Annotated in this window: 15 protein-coding genes; 12 read left to right on the top strand and 3 right to left on the bottom strand. The window is 67.9% G+C overall.

Features of this window, described 5'->3' with window-relative positions:
- The first annotated feature begins 136 nt into the window (after nucleotides 1-136).
- From FJU31_RS01110 to gnd, 7 genes are all read left to right on the top strand, one after another.
- On the top strand, nucleotides 137-415 hold the full coding sequence (locus FJU31_RS01110) for a YbeD family protein (RefSeq protein WP_150453134.1): 279 nt from the start codon (nucleotides 137-139) through the stop codon (nucleotides 413-415).
- Complete coding sequence (gene lipB / locus FJU31_RS01115) at nucleotides 403-1113, top strand: lipoyl(octanoyl) transferase LipB (protein ID WP_079223387.1); 711 nt, start codon at nucleotides 403-405, stop codon at nucleotides 1111-1113. The genes FJU31_RS01110 and lipB overlap by 13 nt, the downstream gene beginning before the upstream one ends.
- A gap of 18 nt (nucleotides 1114-1131) precedes the next feature.
- A complete protein-coding gene (gene lipA / locus FJU31_RS01120) occupies nucleotides 1132-2142 on the top strand; it encodes a lipoyl synthase (protein ID WP_150453135.1) in 1011 nt (336 codons plus the stop codon).
- A 291-nt stretch (nucleotides 2143-2433) separates the two neighbouring features.
- The gene (locus tag FJU31_RS01125; RefSeq protein WP_150453136.1) at nucleotides 2434-4611 is read left to right on the top strand and encodes a carboxy terminal-processing peptidase; all 2178 of its coding nucleotides are present in this window, start codon (nucleotides 2434-2436) and stop codon (nucleotides 4609-4611) included.
- A 180-nt stretch (nucleotides 4612-4791) separates the two neighbouring features.
- Entirely contained in the window at nucleotides 4792-5433 is a 642-nt protein-coding gene (locus FJU31_RS01130) for a DUF2242 domain-containing protein (protein WP_150453137.1), read from the top strand.
- Between the two features lie 47 nt (nucleotides 5434-5480).
- Nucleotides 5481-6689, top strand: coding sequence for a hypothetical protein (locus FJU31_RS01135; protein WP_188115428.1), 1209 nt, complete (start codon nucleotides 5481-5483; stop codon nucleotides 6687-6689).
- 10 nt (nucleotides 6690-6699) lie between these two features.
- The gene (gnd, locus tag FJU31_RS01140) at nucleotides 6700-7605 is read left to right on the top strand and encodes a phosphogluconate dehydrogenase (NAD(+)-dependent, decarboxylating) (protein ID WP_150453138.1); all 906 of its coding nucleotides are present in this window, start codon (nucleotides 6700-6702) and stop codon (nucleotides 7603-7605) included.
- A 408-nt stretch (nucleotides 7606-8013) separates the two neighbouring features.
- On the opposite strand, the gene FJU31_RS01145 is transcribed toward gnd, so the two are convergent.
- Nucleotides 8014-9057: an oxidoreductase gene (locus tag FJU31_RS01145; protein WP_150453139.1), complete on the bottom strand. Its 1044-nt coding sequence runs from the start codon at nucleotides 9055-9057 to the stop codon at nucleotides 8014-8016.
- 171 nt (nucleotides 9058-9228) lie between these two features.
- Between FJU31_RS01145 and FJU31_RS01150 the strand changes: the two genes are divergently transcribed.
- The 4 genes from FJU31_RS01150 to FJU31_RS01165 all read left to right on the top strand — a co-directional run bounded on the left by FJU31_RS01150 (nucleotide 9229) and on the right by FJU31_RS01165 (nucleotide 13496).
- On the top strand, nucleotides 9229-9600 hold the full coding sequence (locus FJU31_RS01150; RefSeq protein WP_150453140.1) for a BON domain-containing protein: 372 nt from the start codon (nucleotides 9229-9231) through the stop codon (nucleotides 9598-9600).
- A 128-nt stretch (nucleotides 9601-9728) separates the two neighbouring features.
- The gene (locus tag FJU31_RS01155) at nucleotides 9729-11543 is read left to right on the top strand and encodes a sensor histidine kinase (RefSeq protein ID WP_150453141.1); all 1815 of its coding nucleotides are present in this window, start codon (nucleotides 9729-9731) and stop codon (nucleotides 11541-11543) included.
- Nucleotides 11540-11980, top strand: a complete 441-nt coding sequence (locus tag FJU31_RS01160; protein ID WP_150453142.1) for a response regulator — start codon at nucleotides 11540-11542, stop codon at nucleotides 11978-11980. The genes FJU31_RS01155 and FJU31_RS01160 overlap by 4 nt, the downstream gene beginning before the upstream one ends.
- A gap of 4 nt (nucleotides 11981-11984) precedes the next feature.
- A complete protein-coding gene (locus FJU31_RS01165) occupies nucleotides 11985-13496 on the top strand; it encodes an ATP-binding protein (RefSeq protein WP_150453143.1) in 1512 nt (503 codons plus the stop codon).
- 73 nt (nucleotides 13497-13569) lie between these two features.
- On the opposite strand, the gene FJU31_RS01170 is transcribed toward FJU31_RS01165, so the two are convergent.
- Nucleotides 13570-14319 (bottom strand): proteasome-type protease, encoded by a 750-nt coding sequence (locus FJU31_RS01170; RefSeq protein ID WP_150453144.1) that lies wholly within the window; start codon nucleotides 14317-14319, stop codon nucleotides 13570-13572.
- 94 nt (nucleotides 14320-14413) lie between these two features.
- Here FJU31_RS01170 and folK point away from each other — a divergent pair, with 94 nt between their 5' ends.
- A complete protein-coding gene (gene folK / locus FJU31_RS01175; protein WP_150453145.1) occupies nucleotides 14414-14899 on the top strand; it encodes a 2-amino-4-hydroxy-6-hydroxymethyldihydropteridine diphosphokinase in 486 nt (161 codons plus the stop codon).
- Nucleotides 14900-14976: 77 nt separating this feature from the next.
- On the opposite strand, the gene FJU31_RS01180 is transcribed toward folK, so the two are convergent.
- Nucleotides 14977-15714, bottom strand: a complete 738-nt coding sequence (locus tag FJU31_RS01180; RefSeq protein ID WP_150453146.1) for a pteridine reductase — start codon at nucleotides 15712-15714, stop codon at nucleotides 14977-14979.
- Nucleotide 15715: the final 1 nt, after the last annotated feature.

The following is a 15715-nucleotide window of genomic DNA, read 5'->3' on the forward strand; positions in this document are numbered from 1 at the left end:
CGCGCCAGCAAATCCGCTCGCCGGTCCGGCGCAGGCTGAACCGGGCCGCAGCCTGCAACGCAGCAGCCCGCCCGTGCGCCGTTTGACGTTGATGAATACTCTTGGGTTTGTTGCCCTGCGGCCCGATAATGGGTCCATGGAAATCAAGTCCGACAACCCCGAACACGGCTTCCAGTTCCCCGGTCAGTTCGAGCTCAGCGCGATGGGCCCGGCCAACCGCGGTCTGGAACAGGAACTCCCCCGCCTGCTGATATCCGCTGGCGTCGACGTGGTGAACGAGCGCATCAGCTGGAAGCATTCGTCCAACGGCAAGTACGTCTCGGTGCGCCTGGTATTCCGGGCCGAAAACCGCGAGCAGTACGACGTGGCCCACCAGGCCCTGCGTGACCACCCGGAAGTGAAGTGGACGGTGTAGCCACCAGCTGCGCGGCCGAGCCTGCCCCCGGGCAGCGTCCGGCCCGCCCTGCGGTGGTGCGCGACCTCGGTCGCCAGGCCTATGAACCGGTCTGGCGCGCCATGCAGCGCTTCACCGACCAGCGGACCGACGACGACGCTGACGAACTGTGGGTGGTCGAACACGATCCGGTGTTCACCCTCGGCCAAGCCGGCAAGGACGAACACGTGCTGGCGCCGGGCGATATCCCGGTGCTGCACGTCGACCGCGGTGGCCAGGTGACCTACCACGGCCCCGGCCAGATCGTGGTCTACCCGTTGCTGCGCCTGCCGCGGCTGGGCATCGGCGTACGCGACTACGTCTGCCGCATCGAACAGGCCCTGATCGACACCCTCGGCGAATGGAACATCGGTGCCGAGCGCCGTGACGGTGCGCCGGGCGTCTACGTGGGCGATGCGAAGATCGCCGCCCTCGGCATCCGCGTCCGCCGCGGCTGCACCTTCCACGGTCTGGCCTTCAATGTGTCGATGGACCTGGAACCCTTCCACCGCATCAACCCCTGTGGCTATCAGGGGCTGCAGGTGACCTCGGTGGTAGACTTGGGAGGCCCGTCCGGGATGGACGCCGTCAAGCCGGTGCTGCTGGACCATCTGGCCCGCCAGTTTGGCCTTCTGCTGCAGCCCACGCCCGAACTGCCCGATCTTTCTGCGGCCGCCTGACCGCCCCCCGGAACTGCCATGACTGAAACCACCGCCCGCACCATTCCCCTGCAGATCGTGCAGGCCGAGCTTCCGTCCGCCGCGCCGCTGCAGGTGGGCGTCAAGCAGATGGGCGGCGACAAGATCAACCGTTCGCCGGTGCAGTTCGCCGACGCACCGGTGCTGCGCAAGCCGTCGTGGATCCGCGTGCGCATTCCTTCGGGCAATGCCGTGCAGAACCTGAAGGCCAAGCTGCGCGAGAACCGCCTGGTGACCGTGTGCGAGGAAGCCAGCTGCCCGAACATCCACGAATGTTTCAGCCACGGCACCGCCACTTTCATGATCCTGGGCGAGGTCTGCACTCGTCGCTGCTCGTTCTGCGACGTGGCCCACGGCCGCCCCAAGCCGCCGGATGCCAACGAGCCGGCGACCCTCGGCCAGACCGTGGCCGACATGGGCCTGAAGTACGTGGTGGTGACCAGCGTCGACCGCGATGACCTGCGCGACGGTGGTGCCCAGCACTTCGTCGACTGCATCGCGGCCATCCGCGAGAAGTCGCCGGGCACCCGCATCGAAGTGCTGACCCCGGACTTCCGTGGCAAGGGCCGCATGGAGCGCGCGCTGGAGATCCTGGCGCAGAACCCGCCGGACGTGTTCAACCACAACATCGAAACCGTACCGGACCTGTACCGCAACGTGCGCCCGGGTGCGGATTACCAGTGGTCGCTGACCCTGCTGAAGAACTTCAAGGCGCAGCACCCGTCGGTGCCTACCAAGAGCGGCATCATGCTGGGCCTGGGCGAGGAGTTCGAGCAGATCAAGGCCACCATGCGCGACCTGCGTGCGCACGACGTGGACATGATCACCATCGGCCAGTACCTGCAGCCGACCGCGCACCACCACCCGGTGCTGAAGTACTGGACCCCCGAGGACTACAAGGCGCTGGAAGACTACGGCTACGAGCTGGGCTTCAGCCACGTGGCCTCCGGCCCGATGGTGCGCTCGTCGTACCATGCCGACGTCCAGGCCAAGGGCGCCGGCGTCTCCTGAGGTAGGTGCGGACCGTTGGTCCGCACACCTTGACCTCTTCCCCGGCGGTTCCCTCCCGCTGCGCCCGCCGGGCATGGCCCGGCGCTACCAATGGGTGCGCACCTCCGCACCGGTGGGTGCGGACCGTTGGTCCGCACGCCTTGCCCTGCATTCACAATTTGCTACACCGGCCCCGCTAGGCTGGATTTCCACCGAACGCGGCCGGGTGACAAACACGGCAACTTTCGGCACTGTCGTGGTGTCTGAACACCCTGCAGTCTCCCCCTTGGCAAGGCGCCTTCGAGCACGTTCATGAAATTCAAAGCCCCCGCATTCCTGATGGCCCTGGCGCTGGTCGCGCCGTTGGCGCTGGCGGCCAAGGCCGACTCGCCGGCGCTGCCGGCGGCCGCGACCGCCGACCAGGTCACCACCTCCAAGCTGGTCTATGGCCTGCTGTCCGACAGCCGCTACGCCTACCGGCCGCGCGCGCTGGACGAGGCCACTTCCAAGGACGTGTTCAAGCGTTACCTGGAAACCCTCGACGGCGGCAAGCAGTATTTCACCCAGGCCGACGTGGCCCGTTTCGCGCCGTTCCAGGCCGGCATCGCCAACGCCATCCGCGGCGGCGAACTGGAGCCTGCCTTTGAAGTGTTCGCGGTCTACAAGCAGCGCGTGGGCGAGCGCGTCGGTTATGCGCGCAAGCTGCTGAAGCAGGAGCCGGACTTCACCGCCGACGAGCGCTTCGAGTACGACCGCAAGGACGTGCCGTGGGCGGCCAGCAACGCCGAGCTGGATGAGCTGTGGCGCAAGTCGGTGAAGAACGACTGGCTGCGCCTGAAGCTGGCCGGCAAGAAGTCCGACGACATCCGCAAGACCCTGGACAAGCGTTACGCGACGCTGGAAAAGAGCGTCAACGAGCTGAAGGGCGAGGACGTCTTCCAGTTCTTCATGAACGCTTACACCAGCGCCGTCGATCCGCACACCGACTACTTCACCCCGCGCACCGCCGAGAACTTCAACCAGGCGATGTCGCTGTCGCTGGAAGGCATCGGCGCGCAGCTGCAGCGCCAGGACGACATGGTGGTGATCCGCGAGATCATCGCCGGTGGTCCGGCCGCCGTGGACGGCACCCTGAAGCCGGGCGACCGCATCGTCGGCGTCGGCCAGGGCAAATCCGGGCCGGTGGACGATGTGATCGGCTGGCGCATCGATGACGTGGTGGCCAAGATCCGTGGCGCCAAGGACACCCAGGTCCGCCTGGAGTTCATCTCTGCCGAGGACGGCGTGGACGGCAAGCACCACACCCTTCTGCTGACCCGTCAGAAGGTGCGCCTGGCCGAGCAGGCCGCCAAGGGCGAGACCATGACCATCCCGGGCAAGGATGGCCAGCCCGAGCGCAAGGTGGGCGTGATCAAGCTGCCGACCTTCTACCAGGACTTCGAAGGCCGCCGCCGCAACGCTGCCGACTACGCGTCGGCCACCCGCGACGTCGCCAAGCTGCTGGCTGGCTTCAAGGCCGACAAGCTGGATGGCGTGGTGCTGGACCTGCGCAGCAACGGCGGTGGTTCGCTGGATGAAGCGATCGAACTGACCGGCCTGTTCATCGAACAGGGCCCGGTGGTGCAGGTGCGCGAATCCGGTGGCCGCGTCACCGTCAACAGCGACCGCAACCAGGGTGTTGCGTGGGACGGCCCGCTGGCCGTGCTGATCAACCGTGGCTCGGCCTCGGCGTCTGAGATCTTCGCCGGTGCCATCCAGGATTACGGCCGTGGCCTGGTCATCGGTGAAACCAGCTTCGGCAAGGGCACTGTGCAGAACATCGTCGACCTGGACCGCTGGCCGAGTGGCGAGACCCAGCGCTTCGGACAGGTGAAGCTGACCATCGCTCAGTTCTTCCGCATCAGCGGCAGCAGCACCCAGCACAAGGGCGTGGTGCCGGATCTGGCCTTCCCGGCCAGCGTCGATGCGACCGAATTCGGCGAAAGCACCTACGACAACGCGCTGCCGTGGACCCGCATCGCCGCCGTGCCGCACACCCAGTACGGCAACTTCGCGCCGCTGCTGCCGAAGCTGGAAACGCGCCACGAAGCCCGTATCGCCACCGACAAGGAATTCCAGTGGTGGAACGAGGACGTGCAGCAGTTCCGCACCGAGGCGGCCAAAAAGTATGTCTCGCTCAACGAAGCCACCCGCCTGGCCGAGCGTGAGCGCCAGGACAAGCAGCGCAAGGACCGCCAGGTCATCCGCAAGGAACTGGGCTTGGCCCTGGACCCGCTGGCCGATGACAGCAGCGATGACGGCCTGACCGGTAACGAGCGTGACATCGTCAAGGATGCCGCCCGCGAGAAGGCCGCCGAGAAGCGTCCGGACCCGCTGCTGCGTGAATCGGCCTCGATCCTCGCCGATGCAGTGAACCTGCTGGAGACCGACCGCCCGCTGTCGGCCCAGGTGCTGCCGCAGTCCACCGGCGCCGGCCGCTGGGCGGACTGATCCGCACGTGACGTGAAGTTCCCCACGGGGCCGGCATTGCCGGCCCCGTTTGTTTTTCCGGTAGCGCCGGGCCATGCCCAGCGGACGTCGATGAACCGCGAGCAACGGGGGCGGGCGCTTCGACCTGGCGCACACGGCCCCGGGTCTACTCTTTGGGCTTCCGTTCTCGCAGGAGTACCCATGCGGGCCTCCCGTCTTTCGCTGTCCCTGCTGGTCGTGGCCAGCACCCTGGTCCTGGCCGGTTGCGGTGGCCGTGCCGCCGACAACAGCCTGCTGCGCGAATCCTTCGATTCGGGCGACACCTTCTCGCGCACTGTGGATGGCCGCCCCGCCGAGGCCTGTGAAGCGGCGCGTCGCACCCTGCTCAGCCAGGGCTACGCGATCGCGCGTGCCGATGATGGGCAGGTGGAAGGCAACAAGAATTTCCAGGTGCGCGAGGACGACCATGAGCAGCTGGTGCTGCGCATTTCCTGCGCGCCCCGCGGCAGCGAGCAGGCGCTGGTGTTCGTCAGCGCCGTGCAGGACCGCTATGCGCTGAAGAAGAGCCCGACCTCGGCCAGCGTTGGCGTGGGTGCGCTGGGCTCGGTATCGCTGCCGTTCGGCAGCAACGATGATTCGCTGGTGAAGGTCGCCAGCAGCACGATCACCGATTCCGATTTCTACCGCCGCTTCTTCGACCGCCTGCACCAGTACCTGCCAGCGGCCGCAGCGGCAAAGCCGGCGCCCGTACCGCCTCCGCCGGTTCCCGCCGCGCCCGCGACACCTGTGCCCGAACCCGCCCCGCAACCGCCCGCCCCGCCGCCGGCGGCCGAACAGGGCTGACGGTGAAGGGCAGGGCGCTGGGGCTGGCCCTGCTGCTGAGCTGGCCCATGCTTGGCAACGCCGCGGGTAGTGGCTGCGAGCAGGGCTTGCTGCAGCGGCTGGGCTGGCGTTTCGAAACCACGGCCGTCGAGGCGCCCCGCATCCACGGCGGCCCGGTCTGCACGCGTGCCTCGCTGCAGGCTGCGCAGCAGGCGGGCGATCTGCAGGTACGCTGGCCTGCGTCGATGACGGACGAGGCGCGGCAGGCCCTGTTGCAGCGCCTGCTGGATGACCCGGCCACCCTCTGCGCCTACACCTTCGAACTTGGGGCAGCTGCGCAGCGCGCGGCACAGGCGCTGCAGGACAATCCCGGATTCCGCTTCAGCGGCCTGCAGCTGGGCTGGATCGGTTTCGGCGCACGTGGTGCGCCCGCACAGGGCTGGCGGAACACCCGCACCTTCGGCCGTGGCTACACGCCGCTGGCCGGGAACAGCCGTGCGCTGGACGCGTTCTACACCGGCAACGTGCGCGCCGAATGTGGGGTGGGCCGCCAGGTCGCGCAGTTGGCCACCCAGCGAGAGCTGTACGGCGATGCTGCCTTTGATGCTGAATTCGCGCCCGGTGAGTTGTCGATCGGCACCCTGCTGGGCCTGCACGACACCGATAGCATCCTGCTCGGCGCGCAGGCCGGTGAGTTCTTCGCTGATGGCAAGGCGGTGCGCACCGCAGCGATGGGACGCACGGCATTCCTCGGCGTGCCCGGTTTCATTGAACACGTGGGCGACGTCGCCACCCTGGACGATCTGAGCAACCAGGCCGAGAACTTCATCGTCGTCGACGTGGGCGCAGACGCAGCGCAGGCGCTGGCCACGCACGGCGGCCTGGCCTGGTACGACCAGCGCAATGCTGAACTGTGGAAGCTGGCGCAGGGCCTTCCGCGGCTCGGCCGCCGTTACTTCGAACGCCTGTTGTACGAACGCGACCCAGGCCTGCGCGCGCAGCTGCAACCGCGTTTCCAGGCCACGCTGGCGCGCATGGACCAGCTGCTGGACGATCCGTTCTACCAGCAGTTCGTGATCTATGTGCACCCACGCGGTATACGTCCCATCGGTTACCACATCATCCGCCTGCTCGACCGCAATCCACGCACGCCGTTTTCCATCGACCTGGCGTTGCACAATCTGCATACCACGCTCTTTCGGCGCTGGCGCGAGGCGCAACTGCGCCACTGCGCGGCGACCGGCCGGCCAGGCAGCCTGACCCTAGACCCCAACTGAAGGTGAAACAATGGACATTGCAATGATCGGCCTCGGCCGCATGGGCGCCAACATGGCCCAACGCCTGCATCGCGGCGGCCACCGCGTGGTCGGCTACGACCCCGGCGAAAGCGCCCGCCAGCGCGCCGCCGAGGCTGGCCTGGAAGTCGTCGATTCGCTGGCCGCAGCGGTTGCCGCGCTGCCGGTGCCGCGCGTGGTGTGGTTGATGGTGCCGGCCGGCGAGACCGTCGACCAGACGCTGGGCCAGCTGACCCCGCACCTGGCCGAAGGCGATATCGTCATCGACGGCGGCAACTCCAACTACCAGGACTCGATCCGTCGTGCCAAGGCGCTGGCCGAGGATGACCTGGGGTACGTGGACTGCGGCACCAGCGGTGGCGTGTGGGGCCTGCAGGAAGGCTACAGCCTGATGGTCGGCGGCGATGCCGCGGTGGTTGACCAGGTCGCGCCGCTGCTGCGCACCCTGGCCCCGGCCGAGGATCGTGGCTGGGGCCGTGTCGGCCCGTCCGGCGCCGGCCACTTCACCAAGATGGTCCACAACGGCATCGAGTACGGAATGATGCAGGCCTATGCCGAAGGCTTCGCGCTGATGGAGCGCAAGCAGGAGATGGAACTGGACCTGGCCCAGGTCGCCGAAGTCTGGCGCCACGGCAGCGTCGTGCGTTCGTGGCTGCTGGACCTGAGCACCGAAGCGCTCAAGCGCAATCCCTCACTGGATGGCATCGCCCCGTATGTCGAGGATTCCGGCGAAGGCCGCTGGACCGTCGCCGAAGCCATTGCCCTGGACGTGCCGGCGCCGGTGATCACCCTGTCGCTGCTGGAACGCCTGCGCTCGCGCGAATCCAATTCGTTCACCGACCGCCTGCTGTCGGCGATGCGCAACGAATTCGGCGGCCACGCCATCAAGAAGTCGTAAGCCCCACGACGGGATCGGTAGCGCCGGGCCATGCCCGGCGGTTCTGCCAGCACCGCTGCGCTCGCCGGGCGCGGCCCGGCGCTACCGTGCTTTCCCAAGCCGATCGTTTCCACGTCATCCACGCATGGCGTGGATCCGACCCCGTGCCGACCAACGGTCGGCACCCACCAACAGCACCCACCAACAGCAGCAGTTTCCAACAGCCCGCAGGAAACTGTCGAAGGCGGGGTGGCTCAGGTTGCGGGGGCGTGAGCGCCATGGATGGCGCGACCGAGGCTACAGGGACGTACTTGCGCCGTCCCCCTCAACCGGACCCAGCCCGCCAACCCACGGAATGCAGGCTTTTGCCATTGACGTTGACGTTGAAGTTGACGTTGATTCGGCAGGTGCAGGGCGCAGCCCTGCCGATCACCCCAACACCACCCGCCGTCCCTCGCGCGCACTCGCCATCCCCGCCTCCAGCAACCGCATCAGCTGCAGCGCCTGCACCGCACTCACCGTCGGCTCGCCCCCGCCACGCATCGCCGCCGCGAACTGCGCATACAGCCGCCGGTAGTCGCCCGGCAGGTTGTCCACCGTCGTGCGCTGCACGTTCTCCTCCGCATCGCAGCGCAGCAGCTCGCCATGCCGCGGGTCGATGCCCCAGCCCGGCGCGCCCGGTGCCACGCCCCGGCGCAGCTGTGCCTCCTGCACGTCCAGGCCGTGCTTGACCCAGCTGCCGCCGCGGCCATGCACCGCGAAGTGCGGCGTCGGCGCCGCCACCAGCGAACCGGCATGCACGATCGCGCGATGCCGCGGGTAATGCAGCACCGCATGGAAATAGTCGCCCCCGCTGCCGCCTTCGCGCTGCACTGCCAGATCGGCATCGATCGCCTGCGGCCATCCGAACAGCACCAGCATCTGGTCCAGCAGGTGCGGGCCAAGGTCGTACCACAGGCCGCTGCCGGGTCCTTCCTGTTCGCGCCAGCGGTCACGCACCTGTGGCCGGTAGCGGTCGAAATGCGCATGGCATTCGGCCACCTCGCCCAGCGCGCCCTCGGCCAGCAGCGCCTGCAGGGTGAGGAAATCCGCATCGAAGCGCCGGTTCTGGAACACCGTGGCGATGCGCCCGGCATCGCGCGCGGCGGCCAGCACCGTTTCCGCTTCGGCCACGTCCAGGGCGAACGGCTTGTCGACCAGCACGTGCTTGCCGGCGGCCAAGGCAGCAATCGCCAGCGGCGCGTGCTGCTCGTTCGGCGTGGCGATCACCACCGCGTCCACGGCGGGGTCATCGAACACCTCCTGAGCGGTGGCGCGCACGTGCACATCGCTGAAGCTGCGCAGCAGCGTGTCACGCTGCGAACTGACGATGCTGTGCAACGCCAGCCCGGGCGTGTGCTGGATGAGCGGGGCATGGAAGACACGGCCGGCCAGGCCGTAGCCGATCAGGGCCAGTTGCAGATCGGGGCGCATGGGGCGTTCCGCAGGGAGGGGGAGGCAAAGCGTAGAACGAGGCCACGGGCGAGGCAAAACTGAACGGTTACCGATGCTTTTCGCGGATTCACGGCAGCGTGACCTCGGCCCGACGCGTGCAACACAGGCACCTGTCCAGACTGGCAGCACATTCAGAAGGAGCACCGCACGATGAGCAACCTGACCCGTACCCTGATTGCTTCGTCCCTCACCCTTGGCCTGGCCCTGTCTTCTTCGGCCGTCATGGCCAAGGATCCGCCGAAGACCGACCACGCTGCGATGACCCATGCGGATCGCCACGACTCCAACGAGCCGGTGACCGACAGCTGGATCACCACCAAGGTGAAGGCCGACCTGCTGGCCAGCAGCAATGTTCCGGGTACCGAAGTGAAGGTGGAAACGGTCAACGGTGTGGTCAGCCTCAGCGGCACCGTTGCCACCCAGGCCGAGAAGGACAAGGCCGTCACCACCGCCAAGGGCATCAAGGGCGTGACCCGCGTCGATTCGGCCGCGCTGAAGGTCAACGCCGCCGCCAAGCGCTGATCCCGGCCCTCGCTTGAAGTGGACAGGGGCGTCCCGCAGGGGGCGCCCTTGTCGTGCTGCCTCTGCCGGATTCTCCCGGAGTGAACGGCTGCGCTATATTGGCGGCATCGCTTCGTTGACGATGGATCATGGCGCTGGTGTTCAGTGATGACATCTGGGACCGCTGGCGGTTGCCTGCCCTGGCACTCGCTGCCGCTGCGATCATCATCGTCCCCTGGCTGACCCTGCGTCAGCTGCAGCAGGACAACGAACAGGCGATGGCCTGGGTCAGCCACACGCAGGCGGTCGGCGTGGCCCTGCAGCAGCTGCAGGCCGATGTGCGCGACGTCGAGTCGGCGGCGCTGACCCTGTCCAAGGGCGTGGATGCGCCCGGCCTGCGCGAGCGGATGGCCAGGGCCAACGACATCCCCGGACGGCTGACCGAGCTGGCCCGGATGACCCGCGACAACCCCGACCAGCTGATCCGCATCGGCCGCATCGAGTCGATGCTGGAAGGGCGCATGGCGCTGGCCCGCCAACTGGCACGCTCGGAGCCCAATACCGACCAGCGCGAGCTGGTGCAGGACCTGAGCACGCGCTACCCGATCCGCGGCCTGGTGGAAGCACTACAGGCCAGCGAACAGGCGCTCCTTGCGGCGCGTGCCGAGAAGGCGGCGCGCCAGCACAGGCAGACCGAGCTGGTGTCGTGGAGCTCGCTGGTGGTGCAGCTGTGCCTGCTGGGCCTGGTGTTGTGGCTGCTGCAGCGGCAGATCGGCCGCCGCCTGCAGGCCGAGCGGCAGTCGCTGCGCTCTGCCGCGCGTGCCGCCTCGGTGCTGCAGACCGTGCGCGAGCCCATCGTGCTGCTCGACCGCGACCTGCGCGTGCAGCTGCATAACCCGGCGTTCGCCGAACTGTACGGGCTGCAGGACGAACGTGCCGACGGCACGCTGCTGGCTGACGTCGGGGAAGGCGCGTGGCAGGATCCGGTGGTGCGCCAGCGCCTGTCCGACGTGCTGCTGCGCGGGCGCGAACTGTGGGATTTCGAACACGAACAGCGCACCGACGGCACGGTGCGCTACATGCTCATCAACGCGCGGCGCATGCCGCTGCCCGATACCGATGATGAAGTGGTGTTGATGACGGTGAGCGACGTGACCGTGCAGCGCGCCGTGCAGTGGCGCGTGGAAGAACTGAACCGCCAGCTGGAAGGCAAGGTGGCCCAGGTCTCGGAGGTCAACCGCGAGCTGGAGGCCTTCAGCTATTCGGTGTCGCACGACCTGCGCGCACCGCTGCGCCACGTCGCTGGTTTCTCCGACAAGCTGTCGCGGCACCTGGGCGAGAACGCCGACGAGAAGAGCCATCACTACCTGGAGGTGATCTCCGGTTCGGCGCGGCGCATGGCGGCGCTGATCGACGACCTGCTGGTCTATTCGAGGCTGGGCCGCGCGGCGATGCGCCAGCAGGCGGTGGACATGCAGACGCTGGTGGCCGACACGCGGGCCATGCTTGATGCCAATCTGAAGACCGATGCCGAAAGCAGCGGCGTGGCCCACCACGTGGAGTGGAACATCGCGCCGCTGCCGATCGTGGTGGCCGACGAGAACATGATGCGCCAGGTGTGGCTGAACCTGCTTGGCAACGCGGTGAAGTACTCGGGTAACCGTGAACCGGCGCAGATCCGCGTGGACTACCAGCAGCAGGCCGATGGCGGCCATCAGTTCACGGTCAGCGACAATGGTGCAGGCTTTGACATGGCCTACGCCGGCAAGCTCTTCGGCGTGTTCCAGCGCCTGCACAAGGCCAGTGACTACCCCGGCACCGGCATCGGCCTTGCCAGCGTGCGCCGCGTGCTGACCCGCCATGGCGGCCGCATCTGGGCTGAAGCCGCGCCCGACGCTGGCGCCACCTTCCACTTCTATCTGCCTCCGGCACTGGATGCAGTCAACCAAGGGTCTTCCGCATGACGACGCTGCGCACCATCCTCCTGGCCGAAGACAGCCCGGCCGACGCTGAAATGGCCATCGATGCGCTGCAGGAAGCCCGCCTGGCCAACCCCATCGTGCACGTCGAGGACGGCGTGGAAGTGATGGACTACCTGCTGCGCCGTGGTGCCTGGGCCGGCCGCGAAGAGGGCCTGCCGGCGGTGCTGCTGCTGGACATCAAGATGCCGCGCATGGATGGCCTGGAAGTGCTGCGGCAGATCCGCGAGCACGAGGAACTGAAGCGGCTGCCGGTGGTCATCCTGTCGTCCTCGCGCGAGGAAAGCGACCTGGCACGCAGCTGGGACATGGGCGTGAACGCCTACGTGGTGAAGCCGGTGGACGTTGACCAGTTCTTCGGTGCGGTGCAGACCCTGGGCAAGTTCTGGGCGCTGATCAACCAGGCACCGGAGGTCGAGTAAGGCCATGCCCTTGACCGGTCCGGCCCTCGGGGCGCTGCGCATCCTGCTGGTGGAAGACTCACCGGAAGATGCCGAGCTGATGTCCGAACAGATGCTCGACGCGGGCCTGGACGCCCGTTTCGAGCGCGTGGAGAGCGGCCCCGAGCTGCGCCAGGCGCTGGCCAGCTTCGCGCCGGACATCGTGCTCTCGGACCTGAGCATGCCGGGTTTCTCCGGTGACGAAGCGCTGCGCATCGTGCGCGAGTCCGCACCGGAGGTTCCCTTCATCTTCGTCTCCGGCACGATGGGCGAGGAGAACGCGGTGGAGGCCCTGCAGAAGGGTGCCAACGACTACATCATCAAGCACCACCCGGCGCGCCTGCCGTCGGCGGTGGCGCGCGCGGTGCGTGATGCACGCAGCGCGGTGGAGCGCGTGCGCGTGGAAACCGAGCTGATGCGCGCGCAGCGGCTGGAGAGCCTGTCGCTGCTTGCCGCCGGCCTCAGCCACGACCTGCGCAACATCCTGCAGCCGCTGCTGATCATGCCGGACCTGCTGAAGGCGCGTACCGAAGATCCGCAGCTGCATCACCTGGCCGATGTCATCGCCGAGTGCGGCCGCCGTGGCCACGAGATGGCCGAATCGATGCTGTCCTTCGTGCGTGGCTCGCGCAATCCCAGCGAGCGCATCTTCATCGATGATCTGTTCCAGGCCGTGGCGCTGCTGTTGCGCAGCAACGTGCCCGAGGCAGTGAACCTCGAGCTGGAGGTGCAGGACGAAGGCTTGGCGGTCGACGCCAATTACACCGAACTGCAGCAGGTGCTGCTGAACCTGGCGCTCAACGCGATCCAGGCGATGCCACAGGGCGGCCGCCTGAGCCTGACGGCCGAACATGCCGGCGAACGCGAGGGCGTGGACTGGCTGCGCATCGTGGTCGACGACGAAGGCATCGGCATGGACGCCGATACGCTGTCGCACCTGTTCAATCCGTTCTTCACCACCAAGGCCGATGGCACCGGGCTGGGCCTGATTTCCTGCAAGCGCATCGTCGAAGGTGCCGGTGGCAGCATCCACGTCAGCAGCCAACTGGGGCAGGGCACGCGGTTCGAGCTGCGGCTGCCGATGCATGAGCGGGCCGAGGGCGGTGAGCCGGTCGAACAGCTGGTGGCGCTGGGCAGTGGCCAGTCGATCCTGGTGGTCGATGGCGAAGCCACGCGGCTGTCGTTGCTGGGCAACGCGCTGTCCAGCCAGGGGTATCAGCTGCAGCTGGCTTCCGACGGCCCGGCCGCGCTGCGCTGGATGCAGCAGGAAGCGATGCCCGCGCTGGTCATTGCCGATGCCGGTTCGCGGCTGCTGCCGGCCAGCCAGCTGCTGGGCGAGATGGCCACGCTGGGCTACGCCGGCCCGGCCCTGGTGCTGGAAGAGGCTGCGGTGGAGCTGGACACCAGCGTCTTCCCGCCCGGCATCGACGTGCACGTGCTGCGCAAGCCGCTGCAGATGCAGCAGGTGTTCCGCGCGGTGGCCGACGCGCTGGGTTGACACCGCGTCGCCGGGCATGGCCCGGCGCTACCGGATTACGGTGACGGTGGCGCCGCGCCATGCCCGGCGGGTTTTATGGGTCGGTGCCAGGCGCTTCCCACGGGAACCGCGGCAGGCTCGCCACCGCCTGCTCCAGCCGCCGCGACCAGTTGTTGTGGATGTCGGCATACAGCGGCGAATCGGCGGTGAAGCGCAGCTGCTGGCCCACCTGCAGTTCGTCCTTGCGCAGCAGCACCATGTCGATCGGCAGGCCTACCGACAGGTTGGAACGGATGGTCGAATCCAGCGACAGCAGCGCAGTACGCGCGGCATCTTCCAGCCGCGTGGCCGGGCTGACGATGCGGTCGAGGATCGGCTTGCCATACTTGGATTCACCGATCTGCAGGTAGGGCGTCTCCGGCGAGGCAGCAATGGCATTGCCCAGCGGGTAGATCATGTACAGGCCCGGGTGCTCGCCGGCGATCTGCCCGCCAAAGATCAGCGTGGCCTGCGTGTTGACGCCATCGTGGCCGTGTTCGGTGTGCTGGCACTTCACCTGGCTGTCCACCAGCAGCGCGCCCACGTAGGCCGCCGCCTCGAACATGTGGCGCATCTGCCGCAGGTTGGGCGTGCGCGCTTCGGCGGCATCACGCTGCAGGCGCGAGACCAGCAGCTGGGTGGTGGCCAGGTTGCCGGCGGCCATCAATACGAAGGTCGCCTCCCCGGGGTACTCGAACACGTGCAGCTTGCGGTGAACGCGGACGTCGTCCAGCGCGGCATTGGTCCGGGTGTCGGCGGCGAAGACCAGGCCTTCGTCCACCTCGATTCCAACGCAATAGGTCATGTGGGTGTCCTATCATGTGCGTCCCGGATTGTAGGCAGGCCGCCGTGACGATGGCATGCCCACCCCACCCCCTGAACGCCGTCACCGGAACCGCATGACCACCGTGCTCCTGAGCCTGGGCAGCAACGTCCAGCCCCGCCGCTACCTCCACGCCGCGGTGACGGCCCTGCGCGAGCGTTTCGGCGCGCTGCGGGTATCACCGGCCTACCGCACGGCCGCGGTCGGCTTCGATGGCCCGGCCTTCCTCAACAACGGCGTGGCGATCGAGACCGATCTGCCGCTGCAGGTACTCGACGATTGGCTGCACGCGCTGGAAGACGCGCATGGTCGCGACCGCAGCGGGCCGCGCTTTTCCGACCGTACGCTGGATATCGACGTGGTGTTCTACGGTGACCTGGTGGTGGAAGGCCCCGGCCACCTGCGCATCCCGCGCCCGGAGCTGAAGCATGCCTTCGTTCTGAAGCCGCTGGCGGACATCGCCCCGGACTTCATCGATCCGGTGAGTGGCCAGGATCTGGCCACGCTGTGGCGTGCGCACAAGCAGCATGGCGAAGCGTTCGAGGTCGTGGATCTGGAATGATCGGGTTGTTGTTGCCGCTGCGCTCGCCGGGCATGGCCCGGCGCTACCGGTGGTGCCGGCCGCTGGCCGGCAACATGTCAGCTGACCGTACGCCCGCCATCCACGCGCAGCGTGTGGCCGGTGACGAAGCTGGCCTCGGCCACCAGCCAGTACACCGCCTCGGCGATCTCTTCGACGGTGCCGATGCGGGCCAGCGGCGTGCGCGCAAGCAGCGCCTCGCGGGCGAAATCATCCTTGCCCTGTTCCGGCCACAGGATCGCGCCTGGCGCCACGGCATTCACCCGCACCTTCGGCGCCAGTTCCAACGCCAGCGAACGGGTGGCCATCTCCAGCGCGGCCTTGGCCATGGTGTAGGCGACGTGGTCGCGCATCGGGTCGGTGCCGTGCAGGTCGGTCAGGTTGACGATGCAGCCCTGCTGGCGGCGCAGGTAGGGCGCGGCCGCCTGTGACAGCAGCAGCGGCGCGCGGGCGTTGACCGCGTAGAGCTCGTCCATGGCCGCGGCGGTGACCTGGCCGAACGGGGTGGGGAAGAAGTTGGAGGCGTTGTTGACCAGCGCGTCCAGGCGGCCGAAGTGGGCCACGGCCTGTTCGACCAGGTCGGGCAGGGCCTCCGCGTCGCGCAGGTTGGCCTGCAAGGCCAGCACGCTGCCGGGGCGGTCGTTCTCCAGGTCGAACGCGGCCTGCTGCAGCTCGGCGCTGGACGTATGGGCGTGCAGCACCACCGACCAGCCACAGGCGTGGAACTGGCGGGCGATGGCTGCACCGATCCGGCGGGCGCTGCCGGTGATCAGGGCCACGGGGGCGGTGTCGCTCATG

This window comes from Stenotrophomonas cyclobalanopsidis (genome assembly GCF_008710035.1).
Taxonomy (GTDB): domain Bacteria; phylum Pseudomonadota; class Gammaproteobacteria; order Xanthomonadales; family Xanthomonadaceae; genus Stenotrophomonas; species Stenotrophomonas cyclobalanopsidis.

Coding starts and splice junctions, on each gene's coding strand:
- FJU31_RS01110 (WP_150453134.1), top strand. CDS start 137: ATGGAAATCAAGTCCGACAACCCCGAACACGGCTTCCAGTTCCCCGGT.
- lipA (WP_150453135.1), top strand. CDS start 1,132: ATGACTGAAACCACCGCCCGCACCATTCCCCTGCAGATCGTGCAGGCC.
- FJU31_RS01125 (WP_150453136.1), top strand. CDS start 2,434: ATGAAATTCAAAGCCCCCGCATTCCTGATGGCCCTGGCGCTGGTCGCG.
- FJU31_RS01130 (WP_150453137.1), top strand. CDS start 4,792: ATGCGGGCCTCCCGTCTTTCGCTGTCCCTGCTGGTCGTGGCCAGCACC.
- FJU31_RS01135 (WP_188115428.1), top strand. CDS start 5,481: ATGCTTGGCAACGCCGCGGGTAGTGGCTGCGAGCAGGGCTTGCTGCAG.
- gnd (WP_150453138.1), top strand. CDS start 6,700: ATGGACATTGCAATGATCGGCCTCGGCCGCATGGGCGCCAACATGGCC.
- FJU31_RS01145 (WP_150453139.1), bottom strand. CDS start 9,057: ATGCGCCCCGATCTGCAACTGGCCCTGATCGGCTACGGCCTGGCCGGC.
- FJU31_RS01150 (WP_150453140.1), top strand. CDS start 9,229: ATGAGCAACCTGACCCGTACCCTGATTGCTTCGTCCCTCACCCTTGGC.
- FJU31_RS01155 (WP_150453141.1), top strand. CDS start 9,729: ATGGCGCTGGTGTTCAGTGATGACATCTGGGACCGCTGGCGGTTGCCT.
- FJU31_RS01160 (WP_150453142.1), top strand. CDS start 11,540: ATGACGACGCTGCGCACCATCCTCCTGGCCGAAGACAGCCCGGCCGAC.
- FJU31_RS01165 (WP_150453143.1), top strand. CDS start 11,985: ATGCCCTTGACCGGTCCGGCCCTCGGGGCGCTGCGCATCCTGCTGGTG.
- FJU31_RS01170 (WP_150453144.1), bottom strand. CDS start 14,319: ATGACCTATTGCGTTGGAATCGAGGTGGACGAAGGCCTGGTCTTCGCC.
- folK (WP_150453145.1), top strand. CDS start 14,414: ATGACCACCGTGCTCCTGAGCCTGGGCAGCAACGTCCAGCCCCGCCGC.
- FJU31_RS01180 (WP_150453146.1), bottom strand. CDS start 15,714: ATGAGCGACACCGCCCCCGTGGCCCTGATCACCGGCAGCGCCCGCCGG.